The sequence below is a fragment of the Rhizobium laguerreae genome, from assembly GCF_002008165.1.
In the GTDB taxonomy this organism is placed as follows: Bacteria; Pseudomonadota; Alphaproteobacteria; order Rhizobiales; family Rhizobiaceae; genus Rhizobium; species Rhizobium laguerreae.
The window spans coordinates 153,472-175,852 of the sequence record NZ_MRDM01000030.1 but is presented as its reverse complement, the minus strand read 5'-3'; the positions used below and the strand labels follow the sequence as shown (position 1 = coordinate 175,852).

The following is a 22,381-nucleotide window of genomic DNA, read 5'->3' as shown; positions in this document are numbered from 1 at the left end:
CCATCCATCAAACTTTATCTTGACAAAGTTGCGAATGCAACTAGTTATTCAGTCGATCAGAAGACATGCTCCTTCAGGAGGAAACGATGCACCACCATCCGATTGCCCCGGCCATGACCCGAGCACTCACAAACACGGGCCCGCATGGTGGGTACATGCCCGGGTTCGGAAATGATTTTGAGACCGAAGCGTTGCCCGGCGCGCTCCCTCAGGGGCAGAATTCGCCGCAAAAATGCAGTTACGGCCTCTATGCAGAGCAGCTATCTGGGACCGCCTTCACCGCTCCGCGAGGGCAGAACGAGCGCACCTGGTGCTATCGCATCCGCCCCTCGGTCAAGCACACCGGGCGCTTTGCGAATATCGACATCCCGCATTGGAAGTCTGCTCCACATGTTCTGCCTCACGTGGTCTCATTAGGCCAGTATCGTTGGGATCCAATCCCGCATGCCGCTGAAAGGCTGACTTGGGTGACTGGCATGAGAACGGTGACGACCGCCGGCGATGTGAACACGCAGACCGGTATGGCGAGCCATGTCTATCTCGTGACAGACTCGATGATCGACGAGTATTTCTACTCCGCCGATGGCGAGCTCCTCGTAGTACCGCAGGAAGGCAGGCTTCGATTCTACACGGAGCTGGGGGTGATCGATCTTGAGCCGAAGGAAATCGCGATCCTGCCACGCGGTCTGGTCTATCGAGTCGAAGTTCTGGAAGGACCTTGCCGCGGGTTCGTCTGCGAGAATTATGGCCAGAAATTCGACCTGCCCCATCGTGGACCGATCGGAGCCAACTGCCTGGCCAATCCACGTGATTTCAAGTGCCCGGTGGCCGCATTCGAGGATCGCGAGGTGGCTTCACGCGTTATCCTGAAATGGTGCGGTCAGTTTCATGAGACCAGCATCGGCCACTCCCCGCTCGATATCGTCGCATGGCACGGCAATTATTGCGCCTACAAGTACGATCTGCGCACCTATTCGCCCGTCGGCGCGATCCTGTTTGACCATCCCGACCCATCCATTTTCACGGTGCTCACGGCGCCATCCGGGCAGGAGGGAACCGCCAACATCGATTTTGTACTGTTTCGCGAACGCTGGATGGTCGCCGAGCATTCCTTCCGTCCGCCGTGGTACCACAAGAACATCATGTCCGAGCTGATGGGCAACATCTATGGGGTGTACGATGCCAAGCCACAGGGCTTTGCGCCTGGTGGCATGAGCCTCCACAATTGCATGCTCCCGCACGGACCCGACCGCAACGCATTCGAGCAGGGTTCGAACGAGCCGATGGTTCCGCAGTTCCAGTCGGAGACCATGAGCTTCATGTTTGAGACGCGCTTCCCTCAGCACCTCACGGAATGGGCGGCCAAGGACGCGCCGATGCAGGACGATTACATCGACTGCTGGGACAGTCTGGAGAAGAAGTTCGACGGCACTCCTGGCGTAAAGCCGTAAGCAGCCCACAGGTTGACGTACACATCCTTAGAAATGGATTTTCAAAATGCCGCTTAAACGCAGCTGGGTCGAAGGCGCCAACGATGCCGGATGTCCTTTCCCGCTCAACAATCTGCCGTGCGGCGTCTTTTCCACCCCAGACGGTGCAAGACGTTGCGGCATAGCCATAGGCAATCGTATTCTTGATGTGACGGCACTTGAGAAGACCGGCTTGATCAGCCTAGACGGGGGGCCGCTTCTCGATCAACCCCGGTGGAATAGCGTGATGGCGGCCGGTCCCGCAGTCTGGAACGCACTGCGGTTGCAACTGACGAAACTTCTCCAAGAGGGCGCCGCGCGTCACCGCGCGGTCGAGGTCCATTTGGTGCCGCTTGCAGGGGCCCAGTTGCATCTGCCATTCCAGGTCGTCGAGTACACCGATTTCTACGCGGGCCGGCATCATGCCTTCAACGTGGGCACCATGTTTCGAGGGGCGGAAAACGCGCTGCCGCCCAACTGGCTACATATTCCGATCGGCTATAATGGCCGCGCCTCGTCGGTGGTGGTCTCGGGCACGGACGTGCGTCGTCCTTGGGGACAGTTAAAAGGCCCCGATGATGTGGTGCCGCGCTTTGCTCCGTCGCAGCGCTTCGATATCGAACTGGAAATGGGCGCGGTCGTTGGCTTGCCCTCTAAAAGTGGACAACCCGTCACCGTGGCCGAAGCGGACGCGATGATTTTTGGATACGTGCTGCTGAACGATTGGTCGGCGCGTGACATCCAGGCATGGGAGTATCAGCCGCTCGGACCATTCCAATCGAAGGCGACTGCCACGACAATCTCGCCCTGGATCGTGATGAAGGCGGCCCTTGAGCCTTTCCGCATCTCGACACCGGTACGTGAAGTGCCGCTTCTGCCACATTTGGCGGAACCGGGGCCGCTGCTCTACGATATCGACCTCGACGTCGGCCTTACGCCTGAAGACGCCGCCGAAACGATCCTCAGCCGCACCAACTACCGGGAAATGTACTACTCGGCAGCCCAGCAGCTCGCCCATCATACAACCGCCGGCTGTCCGATGAACACGGGCGATCTTCTCGGCTCCGGTACGATTTCCGGACCGCTGAAGGAAAGTCGTGGTTCCCTGCTCGAGCTCAGTTGGGGTGGCAAGGAGCCGCTCACGCTTGAGAACGGAGAGACGCGCAGCTTCCTTCACGACAACGACATCGTCACCCTGCGCGGAGTTGCGAAGGGTGACTGCTACATAATCGGTTTCGGCGACTGTACGGGACGCATTCTTCCGGCACTCGCCGACCCTTACTCACGACAAGGATAGTTCCATGGCCAAAGCATTTGCTTCGCAAGGCGACCTCGCCGACAAGAAGATCAGCTTCACAGAAGTCGGGGAGGGGCTCTATGCCTTTACCGCCGAAGGCGATCCTAATTCTGGCGTTATTATCGGTGATGACAGCGTGATGATCGTGGAAGCTCAAGCTACTCCGCGTCTGGCGCAAAAGGTGATCGACTGCGTTCGCACCGTCACCGACAAGCCGATCAGCCATGTCGTACTGACGCACTATCATGCGGTGCGGGTGCTCGGGGCCAGTGCCTTCAACGCCGGCCAGGTGATCATGTCGGACGCCGCCCGCAAGATGGTGGTCGAGCGCGGGCAGGAGGACTGGGAAAGTGAATTTCAGCGCTTCCCGCGCCTGTTCCAGGGACATGAGTCCATTCCGGGCCTGACTTGGCCTACAACGACCTTCAACGCCAAGATGTCTGTTTTCCTCGGCAAGCGCCGCGTCGATATCATGCAAGTCGGCCGCGCTCACACTGCCGGCGACGCCGTCATTCACGTGCCGGACCAGAATGTCATGTTCACCGGTGATATCGTCGAGGCGCACTCGGCCTGCTATTGCGGCGACGGGCATTTTGCCGACTGGGGTGCGACCCTGGAGGCAATCCGCGCCTATGACCTGGCGGCCATCGCACCGGGCCGTGGCGATGCAGTGATCGGCCGTGATGCGGTGAATGGCGCGCTCGACCGAACCAGGGATTTCGTGGACTCAACCTACAAGCCGGTGGTGCGCATTGCCGCACGTGGGGGCTCTCTCCGCGAGGCATGGGACGCCGTTCGTTCCGAGTGCGATCCGAAGTTCAAGGATTATGCCATCTACGAACATTGCCTGCCGTTCAATGTGGCGCGGGGCTATGACGAGGCGCGCGGTATCGACCATCCACGTATCTGGACAGCCGAGCGCGACATGCAGATGTGGGCAGACCTTCAAGGCTAACCGTTTCCCGGAGGAGGGATCATGAGAACTCCCGTCACGGAGCGCTATCCGCTAGCGTTCCGCCTGTATCCTTACGTCAAGTCACCGGACCAGACCGCCGTAACGCCGATCAGGCACAAGGTGGTTGTCGCTGGAGGCGGGCCAGTAGGGCTTGCAACCGCACTCGATCTTGGCTTGCGCGGCGTTCCGGTTCTCGTTTGTGACGACCAGGAGGGAGCGGGGCTCGGCAGCCGGGCCATCTGCTTTGCCAAGCGAACGCTGGAGATCTGCGATCGGCTTGGGGCGGGCGCGGCAATGCTGGCCAAAGGCGTACAATGGAACGTTGGAAAGGTTTTTCACGACAACAGGTTGCTCTATGAGTTCAATTTATTGCCGGAAAACGATCATGCGTTTCCGGCATTCGTCAATCTCCAGCAGCCGCTGTTTGAGAAGTTCCTCCATGAAGCTATTGTCAAGGCGCAGAGCCAGGGCGCGCCGATCGAGATTCGCGGCGGCAACCGCATCGACGTCGTGGTAAGGCATGAGGATCACGTCACGATCGATGTTATGACACCGGACGGTCCTTATGTGTTGGAGGCGGATTGGCTGGTCGCCTGTGATGGCGCTCGCTCTCCCATACGTTCCATGCTGGGTCTCGGCTTTGACGGACGCGTGTTCGAGGACAACTTCCTGATTGCTGACGTCAAGATGAAGGCGGATTTTCCGACCGAGCGCTGGTTCTGGTTTGAGCCGCATTTCAAGTCGGGCGACAGCGCTCTTCTTCACAAGCAACCCGATGACATCTGGCGCATCGATTTTCAGCTCGGCTGGAATGTCGATCGGCAGAAGGAACTCCAGCCGGAGAATATCAGAGCCCGCGTGAGCGCAATGCTCGGGCCGAATGTAGACTACGAGCTAGACTGGTGCTCGATCTATAAATTCCAGTGTCGCCGCATGGACAAGTTCCGCCACGGGCCGGTTCTCTTTGCAGGGGACTCGGCCCATCAGGTGTCGCCCTTTGGCGCGCGCGGTGCCAATTCTGGGGTGCAGGACGCCGACAATCTCGGCTGGAAGCTGGCCCTTGTGGTACATGGACTTGCGCCTGATGCTCTGCTCGATACCTACGATAGTGAGCGGGTCTACGGGGCGGACGAGAACATCGCGAACTCGACGCGAGCAACGGATTTCATTACTCCGAAATCAGCCATTTCAAAGCTTTTCCGCGATGCTGTGCTCCAACTCGCCGAGACCGTTCCCTTCGCGCGAACGGTCGTTAACTCCGGTCGTCTGTCCATGCCTTGTACCTACGATGGTTCCCCACTCAATGGTCCTGACGTGGCGAGCTTTCCTGCGCGAACGAGACCGGGGAGCCCATGCCCGGACGCGCTTATCGGCGCTGACTGGTTGCTTCACCTGCTTGGCGGCAATTTCACCCTTCTCGCTATCAATGCCGATGTTCCGACGACATTTTCCGCCTATGGCATCCCGTTGAGCGTGCTCTCGGTCTCAGGCCGTGACAACAAGGCGCTCGTCGAACGCTATCTCGGACATGCCACAAGGGCAGTATACCTTATACGCCCCGATCAGCATGTGGCTGCGCGCTTTGAGCATTTCAATGCCAAGGCCGTCGCAGCCGCCCTTGGCCGCGCCCTTGCAAAGGAGCTCGTCGATGCTTGAGACCAACCTCAATTTCAACCGGCCCGACGAATCCTATGCGCTTTTGATCAAGGCGCATGAGGGCCTTTCGGAAGCCGAAAGCCACGCCATGAACGCCCGTCTGATCCTCATCCTGATGAACCAGATCGGTGATCATGCCGTGATCGCCGACGCACTCGCCCTTGCACGAGACCTGCATGCCGCGACCTGACGGCGTTAACGTCCTTATCTGTCGCATTGGCTCGTGTGGCAGGCGTGATGGCTCTGCGAGGAAGCGATCCTACCAACAGGGTGCGGCCGGTCGAAATGAGTGGCAACTATCCGGCCCGTCATTCGCACTGTCGTTTGGCACTGCCGCCCCGACATGGCGGCGTTATGCTGGCGAGTAGAACAGAAATGACGGGCCGGCGGCCCCAAGGCCGCGACCGTGTTAGAAGGGGATCGTCTGATGGAGGGAAGCATGTCGCTGCATTTTACGCCGAGTGAAACGCGCATTGAAGAGGCGGAGATCACCCGCTTTCGGCTTTGGTGCGCGGAAAGGTTCGGCGTTTCCCTGCCATCCCATGACGCTTTTCACCAATGGTCCGTCCGCCAGCGCGGCTCGTTCTGGTCGGGGCTCTGGGACTATTGCGGCGTGCAGGGCCATAAGGGCGGGACGGCGTTACTTGAGACAGGTAAAATGCTGGAGGACAGGTTTTTCCCAGAGGCCAGACTGAACTTCACGGAAAACCTCCTCGCAAAACGCGGGGTCAACGATGCGTTGATCTTTCGCGGTGAAGATAAGGCGGCAAGCCGTTGGAGCTGGGACAGGCTCGCTGAGACCGTCTCGCGTTTGCAGCAGGCCTACCGCGCACTCGGCATTGGACCGGGCGACCGCATCGCCGCCATGTTACCAAACGTGCCCGAAACGGTAGCCTGCATGCTCGCGGCAGCGTCGATCGGGGCCATCTGGTCGTCCTGTTCTCCTGATTTTGGCGAACGGGGTGTGATGGACCGTTTCGGCCAGATCGAGCCAAAACTATTCCTAGCCTGCGACGCGTACTGGTATAACGGCAAACGCATCGATGTGGGCGAGAAGGTGACGGCGCTGGAGCCACGGCTCGGCGTTCCGGTCGTTATCGTGGAGTATTGTGGCGGAGCGGAATGCCTTGCCGCGATGCTGTCGAATGGGCGTACACTTGAGGCTTTTATGTCCGCCCATGACGCACGCGAACCGGTGTTCGAGCAGTTGCCATTCTCCCATCCCCTGATCATCCTGTTTTCATCGGGGACGACGGGCGTGCCGAAATGCATCGTCCACTCAGCCGGGGGAACGCTGCTCCAGCATCTGAAGGAACACCGGTTCCATTGCAATCTCGGGGTCGGGGACCGACTCTTCTACTATACGACCTGTGGCTGGATGATGTGGAACTGGCTGGTTTCCGGCCTAGCCAGCGGGGCCACGCTTTGCCTCTACGATGGCTCTCCCTTTTCGCCCGATGCAAAGGTCTTGTGGGATTATGCCGAAGAGGAGCGGTTTTCCATCTTCGGCACCTCGGCCAAGTATCTCGATGCTCTCGCCAAGGCAGAACTAAAACCTCGCGAAAGTCATCGGCTGGACCACCTGACAGCTGTACTGTCAACCGGCTCGCCCTTGTCGCCCGCCAGTTTCGACTATGTATACCGGGACATAAAGCCCGACGTGAGCCTCGCCTCGATGTCGGGCGGCACCGATATCGTATCCTGCTTCGTGCTTGGCAATCCGGTGAAGCCAGTTTGGTCCGGCGAAATTCAGGGGCCGGGATTGGGCATGGCAGTCGAGGTTTTCGACGACCTCGGAGAGCCGCTGGCGAGCGGCAAGGGCGAACTGGTTTGCACCTGTGCATTCCCTGCGATGCCAATCGGCTTCTGGAACGACCCGGACCGCTCGCGCTTCCGCTCTGCTTATTTCGAGCGCTTCGAAGATAACTGGTGCCATGGGGATTTTGCGGAATGGACCGGCCATGGCGGCATCGTGATCCATGGCCGCTCGGATGCCACGTTGAACCCCGGGGGTGTTCGGATTGGCACGGCCGAGATTTATAACCAGGTTGAGCGGATCACCGAGATCGAAACCGCTGTCTGCATCGGCCAGGATTGGGACAACGACGTTCGCGTCGTCCTCTTCGTCAAGCTCCGCACTGGTGTGACGCTCGACGCGGCCCTGACGCAAAAAATCAGGCAGAAGATACGAACCGGGGCCTCACCGCGGCACGTGCCAGCGAAGATTATCGCCGTTGCCGATATTCCGATGACCAAGACCGGCAAGGTGGTCGAGCTTGCGGTGCGTGAGGTTGTGCATGGGCGGCCAGTCAAAAATCAGGAAGCGCTGGCTAATCCGCAGGCCCTTCTCCTGTTCGCCGGCCTAGCGGAGCTGGCAGGCTGAGCCCAAAGGTGATCGCCTGCTACGGCTTGCGTTGCCTTTGTCTCTTAGACCAGGCTCGTGTTCCTAAGGCTTGATTTCGAAGCCCTGCTTTCCGTGGCGCATGCCTTAGAATTTCTTGGACCACCCGGTGACCGGGAGGTCCAGCCTCCCGGTCACTGGGAATGATCAGTTCTGCGCGGACTTCAGCCCTGCATCGAGAGCGTCAAGAATGCGCGCGACATCGGCCTTCGAAATGATCAGCGTCGGCGACAAGATGATGTTGTTGCCCGACGTGCGGATCATCACGCCGGCGTCATAGGCCCCCTTGTACACCTTCCCCACGACATCTTTCCCAGCCGGTGTCTTGTCATCTCTGTTGGCGACCAGTTCGAGTGCGCACATCAGACCCTTGCCGCGCACATCGCCGATGATCGGGTGGCGAGCCTGCAGATCATTCAGGCCAGCGAGCAATTCCACACCGCGCGCTGCGGCATTCGTGGGCAGATCCTGCTTGATCGTTTCAGCAAGGCAGGCGAGGGCAGCTGCCGCTCCAACAGGGTGACCGGAGTAGGTATAGCCATGACCGATGCTCCCCATTGCAGTACGGTCAGCTTCGAAAGCCTCCGCGATGCGACTGCCGATCATCACAGCGCCGAAAGGGAAGTAGCCATTGGTGATGGCCTTTGCCGTGCACATCATGTCCGGTTGAACTCCCCAGAGTCGGCTTCCCGACCACGCACCGGTGCGGCCGAAGGCGGTGATGACCTCATCGGCGATCAGCAGGATCCCGTTTTTGTCACAGAGCGTGCGCAACCCAGGCATCAGACTCTCATGTGGAACGATGACGCCCCCAGCGCCAAGTACGGGCTCCATGATGAGGGCGGCAATTGTGTCCGCGCCATTGAAGACGATCTCGTCGGCGAACTGCCGGATGATGGCGTCTGCGATCAGCTTCGGGTCATCGGTATTGAATGGGTTGCGATAGGCATACGGTGCTGCCAGATGGATAGTGCCCGGTAGGAGCGGCTCATAGGCGCGACGGAAATTTTGATTACCGTTGACACTCGCGCCGCCGAAATGTGTGCCGTGATAGCCTTTCTTTAGCGACACAAATTTCGTCCGCTCCGGTTGGCCATTGATTTTGTGGAACTGCCGGGCAAGGCGAAGTGCTGTTTCAACGCTGTCGGATCCACCAGATGTAAAGAAGCTGCGCACCATGCCATCGGGGCCGAAAAATTCGGCAAGAGCTACAGATAATTCTATTAAAGGCCCGTTCGTCGTGCCGCGAAAAGCCGAGTAATACGGCAGCTCGTTCAGTTGCGCAGTGATCGCATGTTTGACCGGGTCGCAGGAATAGCCGAGGTTGACATTCCAAAGGCCTCCCACGCCATCGAGCAACCGTTTGCCGTCTACATCAATGATTTCCGCTCCTTCCCCACCAGTAATGATCGTCGGAGGATTGGCCCGCATTTCTGCTGGATGTGCCATTGGATGCCAGACATGGCGGGCGTTGTGCTCGGTCAGGAAGTTGCTATCGGCCATCGTATCGTACTCCTTGGAATCGGTTTCGTTCAGGCGGAAAGAAGCGAAAGGGCGCGCTCGTAGCTAGCGCTTGGGCGGGTTACATCGAAATGCACGCAGGACATCCCAATGGCCTCACCGCCACGGATGTTCTTCAGCTGATCGTCGACGAAAACGCAGTCGCCGGCGTCTATTGAAAGTCCGTCGGTAATGAAGGCGAAGGCGCGTGGATCGGGCTTCAGGATCTCGGTATAGGTGGCGTCGACGATCAGGTCGAAACCGGCGAGGAACGGCAGCTTGGCGCGGAATTCCTTGCCATAGAAGAGATCAAGTTCGTTGGACAGAATGGCCAATCGATGGCCCGCACGCTTTGCTGCGCCGATCGCTTCGAGCGCTTCGGGACGGATCACCTCCGATGGATCGTTGCCGCGAACGGCGGTGAGGAAAGGCGGCAGTGTGTTCCAATCCTCGCCCACAAGCCGTCCGGTCTCTCGCGCGCGCGTCGTCCAGTAGTCACGCTCGGTGATGACGCCAGCCTGCATGTCGCGCCAGAGCGGATCCGTGTCGACGTCAAAAGGGCCACGCCAAGTCAAAGTACCAGCGGCAAGGTCGAGCGCCCTTTCGCTCAGGTCGTGCGTCTCGAAAAGGGTTTTCGATATCACCCCTCCAAAATCCAGCACCAGTGCTCTTCGCGTCATTTATGCGTTCTCCCTGATCTTCATGAGAAAGGTTTTCGGCGGCTCTCCACCCATCGCCCGCGTTGCGGTGACCGATGCCCGCAGCACGACGCCCTCAATTTCGCGTTCCAGCGCTGGTGTCATGCGCGTGGAGATGCACGCGGCTGAGATCGTCGCCTGGATCTTGCCGTGCCAATTGAAAATTGGAGCGGCGATACCAGTGACATCATCTTCAAAACTTCTGCTGGAGATGGCGCAGCCATTCTTCCGGATCTCATCCAGCCGCTGTCGAAGCTCACTCTCGGATTTAACGGTCCTATCGGTAAAGGTTGTCGGCACATGGAGGTGCCGCAGCGTTTCATTGACGATCGCATCGTCGGCGTAGGCCAGAAACACCAGACCGGAGGCTGTGGCGTGGATGGGAAGAGGCTGCGCCGGATCGATAAATACTCTCGTAGACCGGTGCGGCTCGGCAATAGCGATTGTCGTCATGTCCTTGCCGGAGAACAAGCATGCATGCGTCGATTCCCCCACCTCCTCCGTAAGGGACTCGAGTATCGGCTGTAGTACCGCAATCACCGGAAAACTTGCCTCACGGATGCGGGCGAGGCGCAGGACTGCGGTGCCCAGACGATAGCGCCGGGTCTCCGGGTGCTGTTCGACAAAACCACTCGTAACAAGCGAGGCGAGGATCCGCATCGTCGTGACCTTGTCCATGTCAGCTGCGCGCGCGAGATCGCTCAGTCGATACTCCGGTGTTTCTGGCGAGAAAAAGCCAAGCAAAAACATGGCCTTGTCAATAGTTTTCATGGTTGAACCAGGACGCTTTTCTTTGCTCTCGTTCATTTTCCAATCCTCGTCATTTTTAAATACTTGACAGAAACTAGTCGCGGATGCAACATGTTTGAAACAGCGTAGATAATAATGGAACAGAACGCAACCCGACTGGAGGAATCGAATGAAAAATTTCCTGAAGGGCGCACTTATTGCGCTGTTGGCAACGACCGGAATGGTCGGAAACGTTCTCGCCGAATATCCGCAGCGGCCCGTTACGATTATCGAGCCCTGGCCACCCGGTGATGTGGATGATCAGCTTGTTCGCGTGATAGCTGAAGAATTCACGAAGCAGACAGGCGTCCCGGCGAAGGTTGTCAACCGGCCCGGCGGATACGGTGTCGAAGGCGCCCAATCAGTGCTGAGCTCAGCCGCCGACGGTTATACGGTCGGCAATTTCCTAGTCGATATACCGACCAGTTACATCATTCAGGGCATCGCGCCTTTCGCGCGCGAAGACATGGAAGTGGTCGGCCTCAACATGAACTTCCCCTTCATTCTCGCGGCCAAGAAGGATGCGCCCTACAATAACCTTGCCGAGCTCGCCGAGTATGCGAAGAAGAACCCGGTCAAGCTGGCCCATTTCGGCTTCGAGACGATCCCTGCGCAGCAGACGTTTGAGGCTGCGCGCCAGCTCGGATTCAAGTTCTCGACTGAAACAGGCTACGACGCGACGGACTGCACGACGCTTGCCAACGGTGACGCCGACGTCATGAACTCCACCGTCGGGCTGGTGCTGGCTTGCAAGGACGACATCAAGGTTTTGGCCGCCTACACCGAAAAGCCGATCTCCGTCTTCCCAGAGGCGCCTTTGCTGCGGGATCAGATCACGGGCCCAACCTTTGCGCTGTGGTCTGGGCTCTTTGTCCCGAAGGGCACGCCTCAGGAGGTGAAGGATTTGCTCGGGGCAATCGCGGAAAAGGCGATGATGTCAGAGCAGGTCAAGCAAATCTCGGCCACAACCGGCGCAGAAGTCTATTGGCAGGGCTCGGCCGAGGCGCAGGCGCGTATCGACAAGGATTTTGAAGCGGTCAAAGACCTCTTCTCGAAGATGAAGAAATAAGTTTCCGCATCGGTCGGGGCTCTCCTCCGGAAAGCCCGACCGTCCTCCGTCTATAACGTGTCAGGATATCGCGCCATGACTGCCCGTATCGATCACATTCCGACGGCTGCGGATGCGGAAACGCCGCAGCCTGAGGATGACGTCACACCCGAAGCCGCATCCACGGCAGGGACCCTATTCTGGATTTTTGCAGCGTTCGCGCTCATTCTTCTGCCCTTTGCAACAGTCGCAGGCAAGCGTCCACTCGGCTGGATCCAGGAGCCGTGGTCCTGGCCTTTCATCGTGCTGGTATTCGCTCTTGTCGGCGGCGGCGGATTGGCCTTCGACTATCTGAGGCTGCGCCGGAACCCGGGATTTTCTGTGAAGGCAAACGAAGCCTTCGCAGGGATGGGACGTTCGTTCGCCTATGCAGCCGCCTTTTTGGCCTTCATCGGCGGGGTATGGCTGATTGGGTTCACGTTGGCCTCCATCCTCTTCATGCAGGCTCTATATTACATGTCCGGTCTTCGGGGTGCGAAGTGGAGCCTTATCGGGCTCGTTGTGACCGTGGCGATCCTTCTCGCCTTCCGCGTCGGCCTCGGCATCTGGTTCCCACTCCCCCCTATCATGCTTCTCTTCCCGGACTGGGTAGGCAACGCGCTTGGAGAATATCTATGATGGATTCGATCATCCTCGGCTTCCAGGAAGTCGCGCAGTGGCAGGTGATCGCTGCGCTCCTGATCGGTGCCATCGCCGGCATCCTGGTTGGCGCAATTCCCGGCATGGAGCCCGCCGGCGCGATGGCGATCGCTCTGCCGTTCACGCTGACCATGGAGCCTCTGCCGGGAATCATCCTTCTGCTCGGATGCTATGGCGGCGCATGGTATGGTGGCGCCATTCCGGCAATTCTGATCCGGGTACCGGGAACGCCGGTGAATGTGCTCACGACCTACGACGGTTATCCGCTGGCCCAGAAGGGCCAGCCGATGCGGGCTCTGTCGCTGGCCTATTCGTCGTCCTTCGTCGGCGGCGTGGTTTCGATCCTCGCTCTAATCTTTCTGGCGCCCTTCATGGCCAAGATTGCCGCTAAATTCGGCCCTCCCGAATTCGCAGCCGTCATGATCCTGGCGTCGGTCTCGGTGGTTCTCGCCCATCATCAGAACATTCGCGGAGCCATTCTGACCTTCGGCATTGGCATGTTTCTTGGCACGATCGGTTTCGAGAGCCCACACCACACGCTGCGTTACACCTTCGACCAGACCTGGCTGCTGGGCGGGATCCCCATGGTGCCGATGGTGATCGGACTGTTCGCTCTCAGCCAGGCCTTCATCCTGCTCGAAACGAAGTCACCGCCAAAAGTGCCGGAGAACCTCGCAACGACCGGACGGTTCGTCGGTCTGTTCGAGGTATTCAAGTACCGTGCAACCGTCATCCGGTCTTCGCTCATCGGGCTGACCATGGGGCTGCTTCCGGGCGTCGGTGAATTCGGGGCGCAATTTCTATCCTACTCGCTTGCTCGCCGTTTTTCGAAGAAGCCAGAGGAATTCGGCAAGGGCTCGCCGGAAGGCCTCGTTGCCTCAGAGGTTTCGATCAATGCGTGCACATCGACGGTGCTCGTTCCGCTGCTGTCTCTCGGCATTCCCGCCGATCCCTTGATGGCCATGCTGCTCGCAGTGTTCATGGTCCATAACATCGTTCCCGGGCCGCAGCTTTTCGTCGAACATGCGGACTTCATTTCTGGCCTTTATATCTCGCTATTCCTGCTCAACGTCTTCGTGATGATTTTCCTGCTGATCTTCACCAAGTATGTTGTGCGCCTGTCATCAATCTCGCCACGGGTCATCGGCGCTGCCATCATGATCCTCGGCTTTATCGGCACATATACGCAGAACTTCCGCATCACTGACGGTTTGATCACACTGGCATTCGCCATTGTTGGCCGCTTTATGCTGAAGAACGGCGTGCCGGCTTTTCCGATGGTGGTGGGTCTCGTGCTTGGACCAATGATGGAAGGCCGGATCAAACAGACCTTCAGTATCTCCGACGGAGATCCGACTATTTTCCTCACGCGTCCTCTCGCTGCGGCGTTTCTGACGCTCGCCGTTGTCGCAGTCGCAACTTTTAGCTGGAACCACTTCCGCAACAAGACCGCAGAGGCAAGCTGATGCAGGATAAGATCAATGCGATGCGGGGAGCGGACATCGCGCCGCAAGGCTTACTTATTGACGGCAAGTTCCGCTCTTCCATGTCCGGTCAAGAGATCGAGGTTCTCTCGCCAGTCAACGGAATGCGTCTGACATCCCTTGCGGATGCGGGTCGGGAAGATGTCAATCTCGCCTGTCAGTCGGCCCGCGCTGCCTTTGAGGCGGGTGTCTGGTCGCGGACGGCGCCTGCCCACCGGAAGAAGGTGCTGCTGAAGCTGGCCGACCTCATCGAGAGAGAAGCCTTGAAGATCGCGGTCCTCGGCGTGCGCGACAACGGCACCGAGATCGCCATGGCGTTGAAGGCGGAACCGATGAGTGCGGCTTCGACTTTCCGTTACTACGCGGAACTGATCGATAAGACATACGGCGAGATTGCACCGACCCAGAGCGATGTGCTCGCGCTGGTGCACAGGCACCCGGTTGGCGTGGTTGCTGTCATTGTGCCTTGGAACTTCCCGCTGATGATCGGCGCTTGGAAGATTGCACCGGCACTCGCAGCCGGCAACAGCGTCGTGCTGAAGCCTGCGGAGACCGCTTCGCTCACATTGCTGCGGATTGCCGAGCTGGCGCTCGAAGCCGGCGTTCCGCCTGGTGTCTTCAATGTCGTAACGGGACAGGGGGCTGTCGCCGGTGAAGCACTTGGGTTGTCGATGGAGGTCGACGTGATGGCCTTCACCGGCTCCGGTGGCGTCGGGCGAAAACTCCTCGAATACTCTGCCCGTTCCAACCTGAAGCGGGTCTATCTCGAACTCGGTGGCAAGAGCCCGAACATCGTCTTTGCCGATGCGCCCGACCTGGACAAGGCTGCGAAGGTGGCTGCCTACGGCATCTTCCGTAATTCCGGTCAAGTCTGCATTGCAGGCTCGCGTCTGCTGGTCGAGGCGTCGATCGTCGACCAGTTCGCAGAAAAGGTGGCAGCGATTGCGGCGTCCATGAAGGTCGGAGATCCGCTTGATCTTACGACCGAAGCCGGCGCCCTCAACTCTGAGACACATCTGGACCGTAGTCTCGGCTTTGCCGCGCGGGCTCAAATGGAAGGTGCTGAGCTTCTAACCGGCGGCAGCCGCATCCTGCAGGAGACGGGAGGGTGGTTCATGGCGCCGACCGTCCTGTCAAAGGTTCGTCCGGAAATGGAAGTTTCGCGGAACGAGGTCTTTGGCCCTGTCCTCGCCATCACGCCCTTTACCGACGAAGCGGATGCTATCCGCGTGGCAAATGGCACCGATTTCGGCCTGGCGTCTGCGGTTTGGACGTCCAATCTTTCGCGGGCGCATCGAATGGTGGAGAGCCTTCGCGCTGGCTTGGTACACGTCAACACCTATGGCGGCTCGGACCTCACCGTGCCGCTTGGTGGTGTCAAGCAGTCTGGCAATGGGCATGACAAGTCTCCGCACGCACTCGATAAATATCTCGACCTCAAGACTGCATGGATACAGCTGTGACCGTGACCAAAGCTCTTCCGCCATCCGCACCGGCCGTCATTATTGGCGGCGGCATCATCGGTGTCTCGACACTTTATCACCTTGCGAAGAAGGGGATGGAAGGAGCCGTCCTTTTGGAACGCAAGCAGCTTGCGTCCGGCACTACGTGGCATGCGGCCGGCATTGTGGGCCAGTTGCGTGAGAGCTCAGCGCAGACCGAGCTTTCGAAATATACTGCGCGCCTCTTTACAGAACTGGAAATCGAAACAGGGCAGGCAACCGGTTACAAGCAGAACGGAACCCTGCATCTGGCCTTGTCGGATATCCGCGCCGAGCAACTGCTCCGGAATCAGGATCATGCGGCCCGCATGAAGATTGAAAGTCGCATTCTCTCGGTCGAGGACATAAACGAGCTTTGGCCACTCGTCGACACGTCCGATGTGCATTGCGGCTTTCTTGTTCCCTCGAACGGGCAGGTTAATCCACTTGACGTGACCCAGGCGCTGGCAAAAGGCGCCAAGGCGCGAGGCGCACAAATCTTCGAGAACACTAAGGCCATTCGTATCCTGACACGGAACGGCAAGGTGGTCGGCGTCGAGACAGATCAGGGCGTTATTGCAACGGAGAAGGTTCTTCTGGCGGCGGGCATGTGGTCGCTGCGTTTTGCCGCCGAGCATGGCGTGACCGTTCCGCTCCACGCGGCCGAACATTTCTACATCCTCACCGAAGCCATCCCTGACCTGCCGCGCACATTGCCCGGTCTCGTCGTTCTTGAGGAACGGCTCTACACCAAGGAGGATGCCGGCAAACTTCTGATCGGTGGCTTCGAAGCACGGGGCAAGGCCTGGGGTCGCGAGGGCATCCCAGAGAGTTTCGAATTCGACGAGCTACCCTTCGACATGGATCATGTGGAGCCGGTACTGGAGAAATTCTTTACGCGTTTCCCGGCTCTTGAAACGATGGGTATCCAGACCTTTTTTAATGGACCGGAGAGCTTTACACCGGACGGACGGCCATACATCGGTCCCGCTCCGGAGATGCCCGGGCTCTTCATCGCCGCCGGCATGAACTCGAACGGCATCCTCAATTCTGGCGGTGTCGGGCTCACCATGGCAGCCTGGATGACGGAGGGCCAACCACCGCGCGCTGTCGCCTCGATGCTGGCCGCACGAGCGCATCCTTTCCAGAAGAACATGGCCTACAATGCCGAGCGTGTGACCGAAGGCGTCGGTCTTCATTGGGGCTTGCATTGGCCGGGCCGGCAGATCGAGACAGCGCGCGGCGTTCGCCGGGTACCGCTGCATGACCGTCTACTTGCGGCCGGGGCCGTTATGGCCGAGCGTATCGGCTGGGAAGTGCCGATGTACTTCGACCTCGAAAACCCGAGCTGGACTGAGCGTGCAAGTCTGGGTTGGCAGGACTGGTCGGAACGGGTCAAGGCAGAGTGTTTTGCAGCACGCGATCATGCGGTGCTCATTGACCAGTCGATGTACGGAAAGATCCTCGTGCAGGGACCGGATGCCGTCAAGGCTCTGAACCGTGTCTCCGGCGCCGAAATCGATGTTGCGGTCGGCACCTCGGTCTACACGCAGTTCCTCAACGAGAAGGGCGGGATCGAAGCGGATGTCACCGTGACCCGCATCGCCGCGGAACAGTTCATGGTCGTGACCGGTCATCCAAGCCAGATCCGCGACCAAACCCACATTCGCGCCCATGCAGAACCCGCCTGGCGCTTCGAGATTTTCGACGCGACCTCGGCCTATGGTCTTTTGACCATACATGGCCCGCAGTCCCGTGCGATCCTCCAGCAGCTTTCGGCGGACGACCTGTCCAATGAGGCATTCCCGTTCGGCGCGGCGCGCGAGATTGACCTTGGCTTCGCGCGCGTCTGGGCCATCCGCCGCTCGTTCCTGGGCGAGCTCGGTTATGAGTTGATGATTTCGAGCGAGTTCACGGCGCACGTATACGACGAAATCATGCGTGCCGGCGCTCCACTAAGTCTGCGCCACGCCGGCATGTTTGCACTCGGGGCTTGCCGCCTCGAAAAGGGCTTCCGGCACTTCGGCCACGATATCGGTGAGGAAGACACGCCAATCGAAACCGGCCTCGGCTTTGCTGTGAAGCTCGCTAAGGAAGGCTTTGTCGGTCGCGAGGCGCTGATGCGCCAGAAGCAGTCGTATGGTGCCGCCACGCCGCATCGCAGCGTTTCCGTGTTGGTAGAGGGTGCGTCTGCTGAAACAGGTCCATATCTCATTCACAACGAGCCGGTCTTCAAGGATGGCGCACTCGTTGGTCATATTACCTCCGGGGGCTGGGGCTGGAGACTGAACGCGATGATTGGACTTGCTTCTCTTAACCGCGAGAACGGCGTCACCAAGGATTGGATCGATGAAGGTCGTTTCGAGGTGCAGGTGGCAGGCAAGCTTTATCCGCTCCGGGTCCAACTCGGCGCTTTTTATGATCCAGCCGGGACGATCATGCGGGGCTGATTCACACAAAAAAAGGGGAACTGAAGATGAGCGCAATAAAAACAATCCTCGTGATCGGCACTTACGACACGAAGGATCAGGAGCTCAACTACGTCGCTGATTGCATCAAGAAGCTGGGTGGGAACGTGATCTCGATGGACGTCAGCGTGCTTGGGGATCCGTCGCAACCAACGGATATTTCCAAGCACGAGGTCACTGCCGCAATTGGAAAGACTATCGATGAGGCGGTGAACGCCGGTGACGAGAATCTGGCCATGCAGATCATGGCTTCTGGTGCGTCCACGCTCTGCGCCAGACTCTATGCCGAAGGTCGCATAGACGGCATGATTGCCCTTGGGGGCACCATGGGTACCGACCTAGCATTGGATTGCGCCCGTGCGCTGCCGATGGGCGTTCCGAAATATGTTGTCTCGACGATCGCGTTTTCACCGCTGATTGCGCCGGATAGGCTTTCCGCGGATATCCAGATGATCCTGTGGGCTGGCGGTCTCTACGGCCTCAACGACATCTGCAAGGCGACGCTCAGCCAGGCGGCCGGCGCCATCTATGGCGCGGCGCTCGCAGTGGAGCCGCCTGACCCGGACCGGCCAGTCATCGGTATGGTGAGCTTCGGCTCTTCCGCGCTTCACTATATGATTCACTTGCGACAGCCGTTGATCGACCGCGGCTTTTCGGTCGCAGTCTTTCATGGAACTGGCATGGGGGGCATGGCTTTGGAAAGCCTTGCGGAGCAAGGTTACTTCGCGGCAGTGCTGGAGCTCGCGGTGGCCGAGATCGGCAATCTTATGGTCGGTTCTGTCGTGAACGCCGGCGCCAACCGCATGACGGCTGCCGGCCGCTTGGGCACACCGATCATTGCCGCACCCGCCTTTGGCGACATGATTGACTTCGCGACATGGCAGCCCGTGCCCGAACGGTTCCGAGATCGGCCCTATCATGCTCACAACCGCCTGCTCGCCTCTGCCTCGCTGACTGCGGATGAACGCCGCGAACTTGCTCGTGAAGTGGCTCACCGGCTGCAGCAGTCCTCGGGGCCGGTCCATTTCGTGCTTCCGACGCAGGGCATTCATGCCTGGGACGTTGAGGGCATGCCCGCGCATGATCCGGAAGCGCTTGCCGAAATGGTAGACGAGTATCGGAAGGTGATGGTCGATCCGATCGAGCTTTCGGTGCTCGATTGCCACATCAACGATTTGGCCTTCTCAGAAAAGGTGCTCGAGGTCATCGATCGGTGGATTGCTGACGGCACCATCAAGATGACGCGGTAAAGATGTGATGGATCCGCGCTATTCAATACTTTTCGAGCCGCTGAAGATCGGGCCGGTCACCGCGCCAAACCGCTTCGTATCGATGCCGCATGCAATCGGCCACAGCTATCTGATGCCGAACGGAGCAATTGGTATCCGCGAAACCCGTGCCGAAGGTGGCTGGGGCATTGTTGCAATGCAGCTGAGCGAAATAGATCCCACTTCTGATCTCGCCGGCTTGCCATATGAGCGGCTTTGGGACGAGGGCGACGTTGCCGCGCATGCGCGATCTGTCGAGCGTATTCATGCCCATGGAGCGCTCGCCTCGATTGAGCTTGCGCATACGGGTATTCGTTCGCGGGGGATATCGACAGGATATCCGGCGATGGGGCCATCCGTCGTGCCTATCCTGAAGCCGGACATGCCCTTCATGGCAAAGGCTATGGACAAAGACGATATCCGTAATCTGCGTCAGATGTACCGCGCGGCAACGCGACGGGCAAAGGCCGCAGGTTATGATATCGTCTATGTCTATGCCTCGCACGAAGCCTCGATTTTGTGGCACTTCCTGTCTCCCGCTTACAACTTCCGGACAGATGAGTATGGCGGCAGCTTTGAAAACCGGTTGCGGCTTTTCCGCGAAGTGCTGGAGGAAACCAAGGAGGAAGCGGGTGACGCCATGGCGGTTGCTGTGCGTTTTGCCGTGCATGAGCTTTCCGGCCCGAAGCGTATCCTGAATAGCGGCGAGGGCAGGGATGTCATTGAGGCGCTCGCCGACCTACCTGACCTTTGGGATGTGAATGTCTCGTCCTGGAGCCGAGACAGCGGCACGGCTCGCTATGATGCCGAAGGTTTTCAGGAGGAATTTACCAGCTTTGTGAAGCAGGTAACCGGCAAACCGGTCCTGGGCGTCGGGCGCTTCACCTCTCCGGATGCGATGGTCAGCCAGATCAGGCGTGGTGTCCTCGATCTCATCGGTGCAGCCCGTCCGTCTATTGCGGATCCATTCCTGCCTGCAAAAGTCCGTGAGGGCCGGATCGAAGACATCCGAGAGTGCATTGGCTGCAACATTTGCGTCGCCGTCGAGACGATCGGGGTCGAACTGCGATGCACGCAAAATCCGACGATTTCCGAGGAATGGCGTCGCGGTTGGCACCCTGAGAAAATCCCTGCGGCCGGCAATGCAAAGACCGTACTGATCGTGGGCTCTGGACCTGCGGGTCTTGAGGCGGCGCTCGTTCTTGCCAAGGCCGGCCACGAGGTGACGGTGGCCGAACGCGCCGACGAGATGGGTGGCCGCTCGGCTCGCGAGGCCCGCATTAGAGGGCTCGCATCCTGGGGGCGGGTTAAGGACTATCGGCTGTATCAGCTTCACCAGATGCCCAACGTCAATCTCTATCCCGGTAGCGAACTGGATGCCGGTGGCATTGCTGAGTTCGGGGCTGACCATGTCCTCCTCGCAACCGGTGCTCCATGGCGCGGCGATGGGGCTGGGCGAACGCGCCTTACTCCAATACCTGGTTTCGCGGGTGCAGCTCTGACGCCCGACGATGTCATGGACGGGGCTGCGATAGCCCATTCAGTCGTCATCTACGACGACGATCACTATTACATGGCCAATGCGCTGGCGGCGGATCTGGCTGCCAGGGGACACGCCGTGCACCTGGTAACTCCCATGCCATCGCTTTCGGCCTGGATGGTGCATACGCTCGAGCAACCCCGCATGCTGGCCGAGATGAAAGCCGCCGGTGTGCGTATGTATCCGAACAGCGTCGCAACCGGCTGGAGCGGGGAAGGGCTTGCTGTCAGCCGAGGTGACACGGGAGAGGCGCTACCGGCAATTGCGGGTGCGACGTTGGTCGCCGTGGGCACACGGCTGCCTGACACGCGTCTTGGCGAGGCGCTCACCGCACAAGGCTTGCCTTACCGGACCATCGGCGATGCAGAGTGTCCGGGCATCATTCAGGGCGCAGTTTATTCCGGCCATCGTCATGCGCGCGAACTGCTTGGCACGGAGCCCGATGACCGCGTTTTCAAGCGCGAGCGACCAACACTTTTTCTCTGAGATCGAAGGGATCGACAATCATGACCGCAAAACGGACACCGCTTTATCACGCCTTCAAGGCGCGAAATGCAGAGATGGCCGAGAAGGCCCATTTTCTCACCGCCAACGTCTTTACGGATGCGAAATCAGAACATGAGGCCGTGCGAAACGCGGCAGGCCTGTTCGAGATTTTCGGGCAGTTTCTTGTCGAAGTCGCAGGCGCAAAAGCCGAGACATTTCTGAACGAGACGTTCGTGGCGGATATGTCAAAGGTCGCTCCGGGAAGGGGCATCTATGGCGGCATCCTGAACGAAAATGGCGGTTTCATCGACGACGTCATCACGTATCGACCCGCGCAGGACCTGTTTTGGGTCGTTCCTGCGCCCCATCGTGTCGAAAAGGTCGAAGCTTACCTCAAGGAGCGCGGAAAGCCATACGGCGTGCACGTTGTTTCGCTCGGATATCGTTATGTTTCGCTCTCCCTGCAGGGGCCGCAGTCGCGTGCCTGCCTTGAGCGCGTCACTAGTCAGGATCTTTCCGGGGAGGCGCTTCCAGGTTTCGGGATGGTCAAGACGACGGTAGCCGGCGTGGACGGCGTCGTCGTGACCCGAACGGGTTTCACCGGCGAACTTGGTTACGAACTCTGGGTGCCGACTGAGCACATCGAGAGCTTCTATGACACCGTACTTGAAGCTGGCAAGCCGCTGGGGCTCGTACCATGCGGGGCCGGGTCGATGGGCTCGCTTCGCATCGAGAAACGTTACCCGATCTGGGGTCGGGATATCGGTGAGGACACGACACCCGTTGAAGCGGGATTGGGTTGGACGGTGAAACCGAAGAATGCGTCCTATCCCGGCAAGGCGGTTGTCGAACGACAGAAGCAGGACGGAGTAGAACGCGCGCTCGTTCTTCTCGAATTGCCTTTTGGTACTGTTCTTCCCGCCATCGGTACGGTGGTGAAGTTCGGCGGCGACCCCATCGGAAAAGTCACCTCGGCTGCCCATGGACACACTGTCGGGTGCGGACTTGCCTTGGCTTACGTCCAGATCGGCTGCGCAGGCGACGGACAAGTTCTCACACTGGAAGATGGGACAGGCGTTACGGTTCGCAGGGCCGCCGTCTACGACCCAAAGTCCGTCCGTTCGCGTGCTTAAGCAGGAGGA

17 protein-coding genes are annotated in these 22,381 nt (G+C 59.1%); 14 read left to right on the top strand and 3 right to left on the bottom strand.

Going from position 1 to position 22,381, the window contains the following annotated elements; translation table 11 throughout:
- The first annotated feature begins 113 nt into the window (after positions 1-113).
- The 6 genes from hmgA to BS630_RS30660 all read left to right on the top strand — a co-directional run bounded on the left by hmgA (position 114) and on the right by BS630_RS30660 (position 7,760).
- On the top strand, positions 114-1,451 hold the full coding sequence (gene hmgA / locus BS630_RS30685; RefSeq protein ID WP_183594514.1) for a homogentisate 1,2-dioxygenase: 1,338 nt from the start codon (positions 114-116) through the stop codon (positions 1,449-1,451).
- A 46-nt stretch (positions 1,452-1,497) separates the two neighbouring features.
- Positions 1,498-2,766 carry a fumarylacetoacetase gene (fahA, locus tag BS630_RS30680; RefSeq protein WP_077980425.1) on the top strand — a complete coding sequence of 423 codons (1,269 nt, stop codon included), beginning with the start codon at positions 1,498-1,500 and terminating at the stop codon, positions 2,764-2,766.
- A gap of 4 nt (positions 2,767-2,770) precedes the next feature.
- A complete protein-coding gene (locus BS630_RS30675) occupies positions 2,771-3,721 on the top strand; it encodes an MBL fold metallo-hydrolase (RefSeq protein ID WP_077980423.1) in 951 nt (316 codons plus the stop codon).
- 21 nt (positions 3,722-3,742) lie between these two features.
- Positions 3,743-5,377: an FAD-dependent oxidoreductase gene (locus BS630_RS30670; RefSeq protein ID WP_077980422.1), complete on the top strand. Its 1,635-nt coding sequence runs from the start codon at positions 3,743-3,745 to the stop codon at positions 5,375-5,377.
- On the top strand, positions 5,370-5,567 hold the full coding sequence (locus tag BS630_RS30665) for a DUF2783 domain-containing protein (protein WP_077980421.1): 198 nt from the start codon (positions 5,370-5,372) through the stop codon (positions 5,565-5,567). The genes BS630_RS30670 and BS630_RS30665 overlap by 8 nt, the downstream gene beginning before the upstream one ends.
- 249 nt (positions 5,568-5,816) lie before the next feature.
- Positions 5,817-7,760, top strand: coding sequence for an acetoacetate--CoA ligase (locus BS630_RS30660; RefSeq protein WP_143529541.1), 1,944 nt, complete (start codon positions 5,817-5,819; stop codon positions 7,758-7,760).
- A 165-nt stretch (positions 7,761-7,925) separates the two neighbouring features.
- Here the strand turns inward: BS630_RS30660 and BS630_RS30655 are convergent, their stop codons facing one another.
- The 3 genes from BS630_RS30655 to BS630_RS30645 are packed head-to-tail and all read right to left on the bottom strand — an operon-like array spanning position 7,926 to position 10,783.
- A complete protein-coding gene (locus BS630_RS30655) occupies positions 7,926-9,281 on the bottom strand; it encodes an aminotransferase class III-fold pyridoxal phosphate-dependent enzyme (RefSeq protein ID WP_077980419.1) in 1,356 nt (451 codons plus the stop codon).
- 29 nt (positions 9,282-9,310) lie between these two features.
- Positions 9,311-9,958: an HAD-IA family hydrolase gene (locus BS630_RS30650; protein WP_077980418.1), complete on the bottom strand. Its 648-nt coding sequence runs from the start codon at positions 9,956-9,958 to the stop codon at positions 9,311-9,313.
- Complete coding sequence (locus BS630_RS30645) at positions 9,959-10,783, bottom strand: IclR family transcriptional regulator (RefSeq protein ID WP_077980417.1); 825 nt, start codon at positions 10,781-10,783, stop codon at positions 9,959-9,961.
- A gap of 112 nt (positions 10,784-10,895) precedes the next feature.
- Here BS630_RS30645 and BS630_RS30640 point away from each other — a divergent pair, with 112 nt between their 5' ends.
- The 8 genes from BS630_RS30640 (at position 10,896) to BS630_RS30605 (ending at position 22,372) form a co-directional block, all read left to right on the top strand.
- Complete coding sequence (locus BS630_RS30640; protein ID WP_077980416.1) at positions 10,896-11,834, top strand: tripartite tricarboxylate transporter substrate binding protein; 939 nt, start codon at positions 10,896-10,898, stop codon at positions 11,832-11,834.
- A 75-nt stretch (positions 11,835-11,909) separates the two neighbouring features.
- Entirely contained in the window at positions 11,910-12,491 is a 582-nt protein-coding gene (locus tag BS630_RS30635; protein ID WP_077980415.1) for a hypothetical protein, read from the top strand.
- Positions 12,488-13,978 carry a tripartite tricarboxylate transporter permease gene (locus BS630_RS30630; protein ID WP_077980414.1) on the top strand — a complete coding sequence of 497 codons (1,491 nt, stop codon included), beginning with the start codon at positions 12,488-12,490 and terminating at the stop codon, positions 13,976-13,978. The genes BS630_RS30635 and BS630_RS30630 overlap by 4 nt, the downstream gene beginning before the upstream one ends.
- Positions 13,978-15,459 carry an aldehyde dehydrogenase gene (locus BS630_RS30625; protein ID WP_077980413.1) on the top strand — a complete coding sequence of 494 codons (1,482 nt, stop codon included), beginning with the start codon at positions 13,978-13,980 and terminating at the stop codon, positions 15,457-15,459. Before BS630_RS30630 ends, BS630_RS30625 begins: the two co-directional genes overlap by 1 nt.
- A complete protein-coding gene (locus BS630_RS30620) occupies positions 15,456-17,927 on the top strand; it encodes an FAD-dependent oxidoreductase (RefSeq protein WP_245310562.1) in 2,472 nt (823 codons plus the stop codon). Before BS630_RS30625 ends, BS630_RS30620 begins: the two co-directional genes overlap by 4 nt.
- A gap of 26 nt (positions 17,928-17,953) precedes the next feature.
- Positions 17,954-19,195: a Tm-1-like ATP-binding domain-containing protein gene (locus tag BS630_RS30615; protein ID WP_077980411.1), complete on the top strand. Its 1,242-nt coding sequence runs from the start codon at positions 17,954-17,956 to the stop codon at positions 19,193-19,195.
- Positions 19,196-19,202: 7 nt separating this feature from the next.
- Complete coding sequence (locus BS630_RS30610) at positions 19,203-21,239, top strand: oxidoreductase (RefSeq protein WP_077980410.1); 2,037 nt, start codon at positions 19,203-19,205, stop codon at positions 21,237-21,239.
- Positions 21,240-21,259: 20 nt separating this feature from the next.
- Entirely contained in the window at positions 21,260-22,372 is a 1,113-nt protein-coding gene (locus BS630_RS30605) for an aminomethyl transferase family protein (protein ID WP_077980409.1), read from the top strand.
- Positions 22,373-22,381 lie beyond the last annotated feature (9 nt).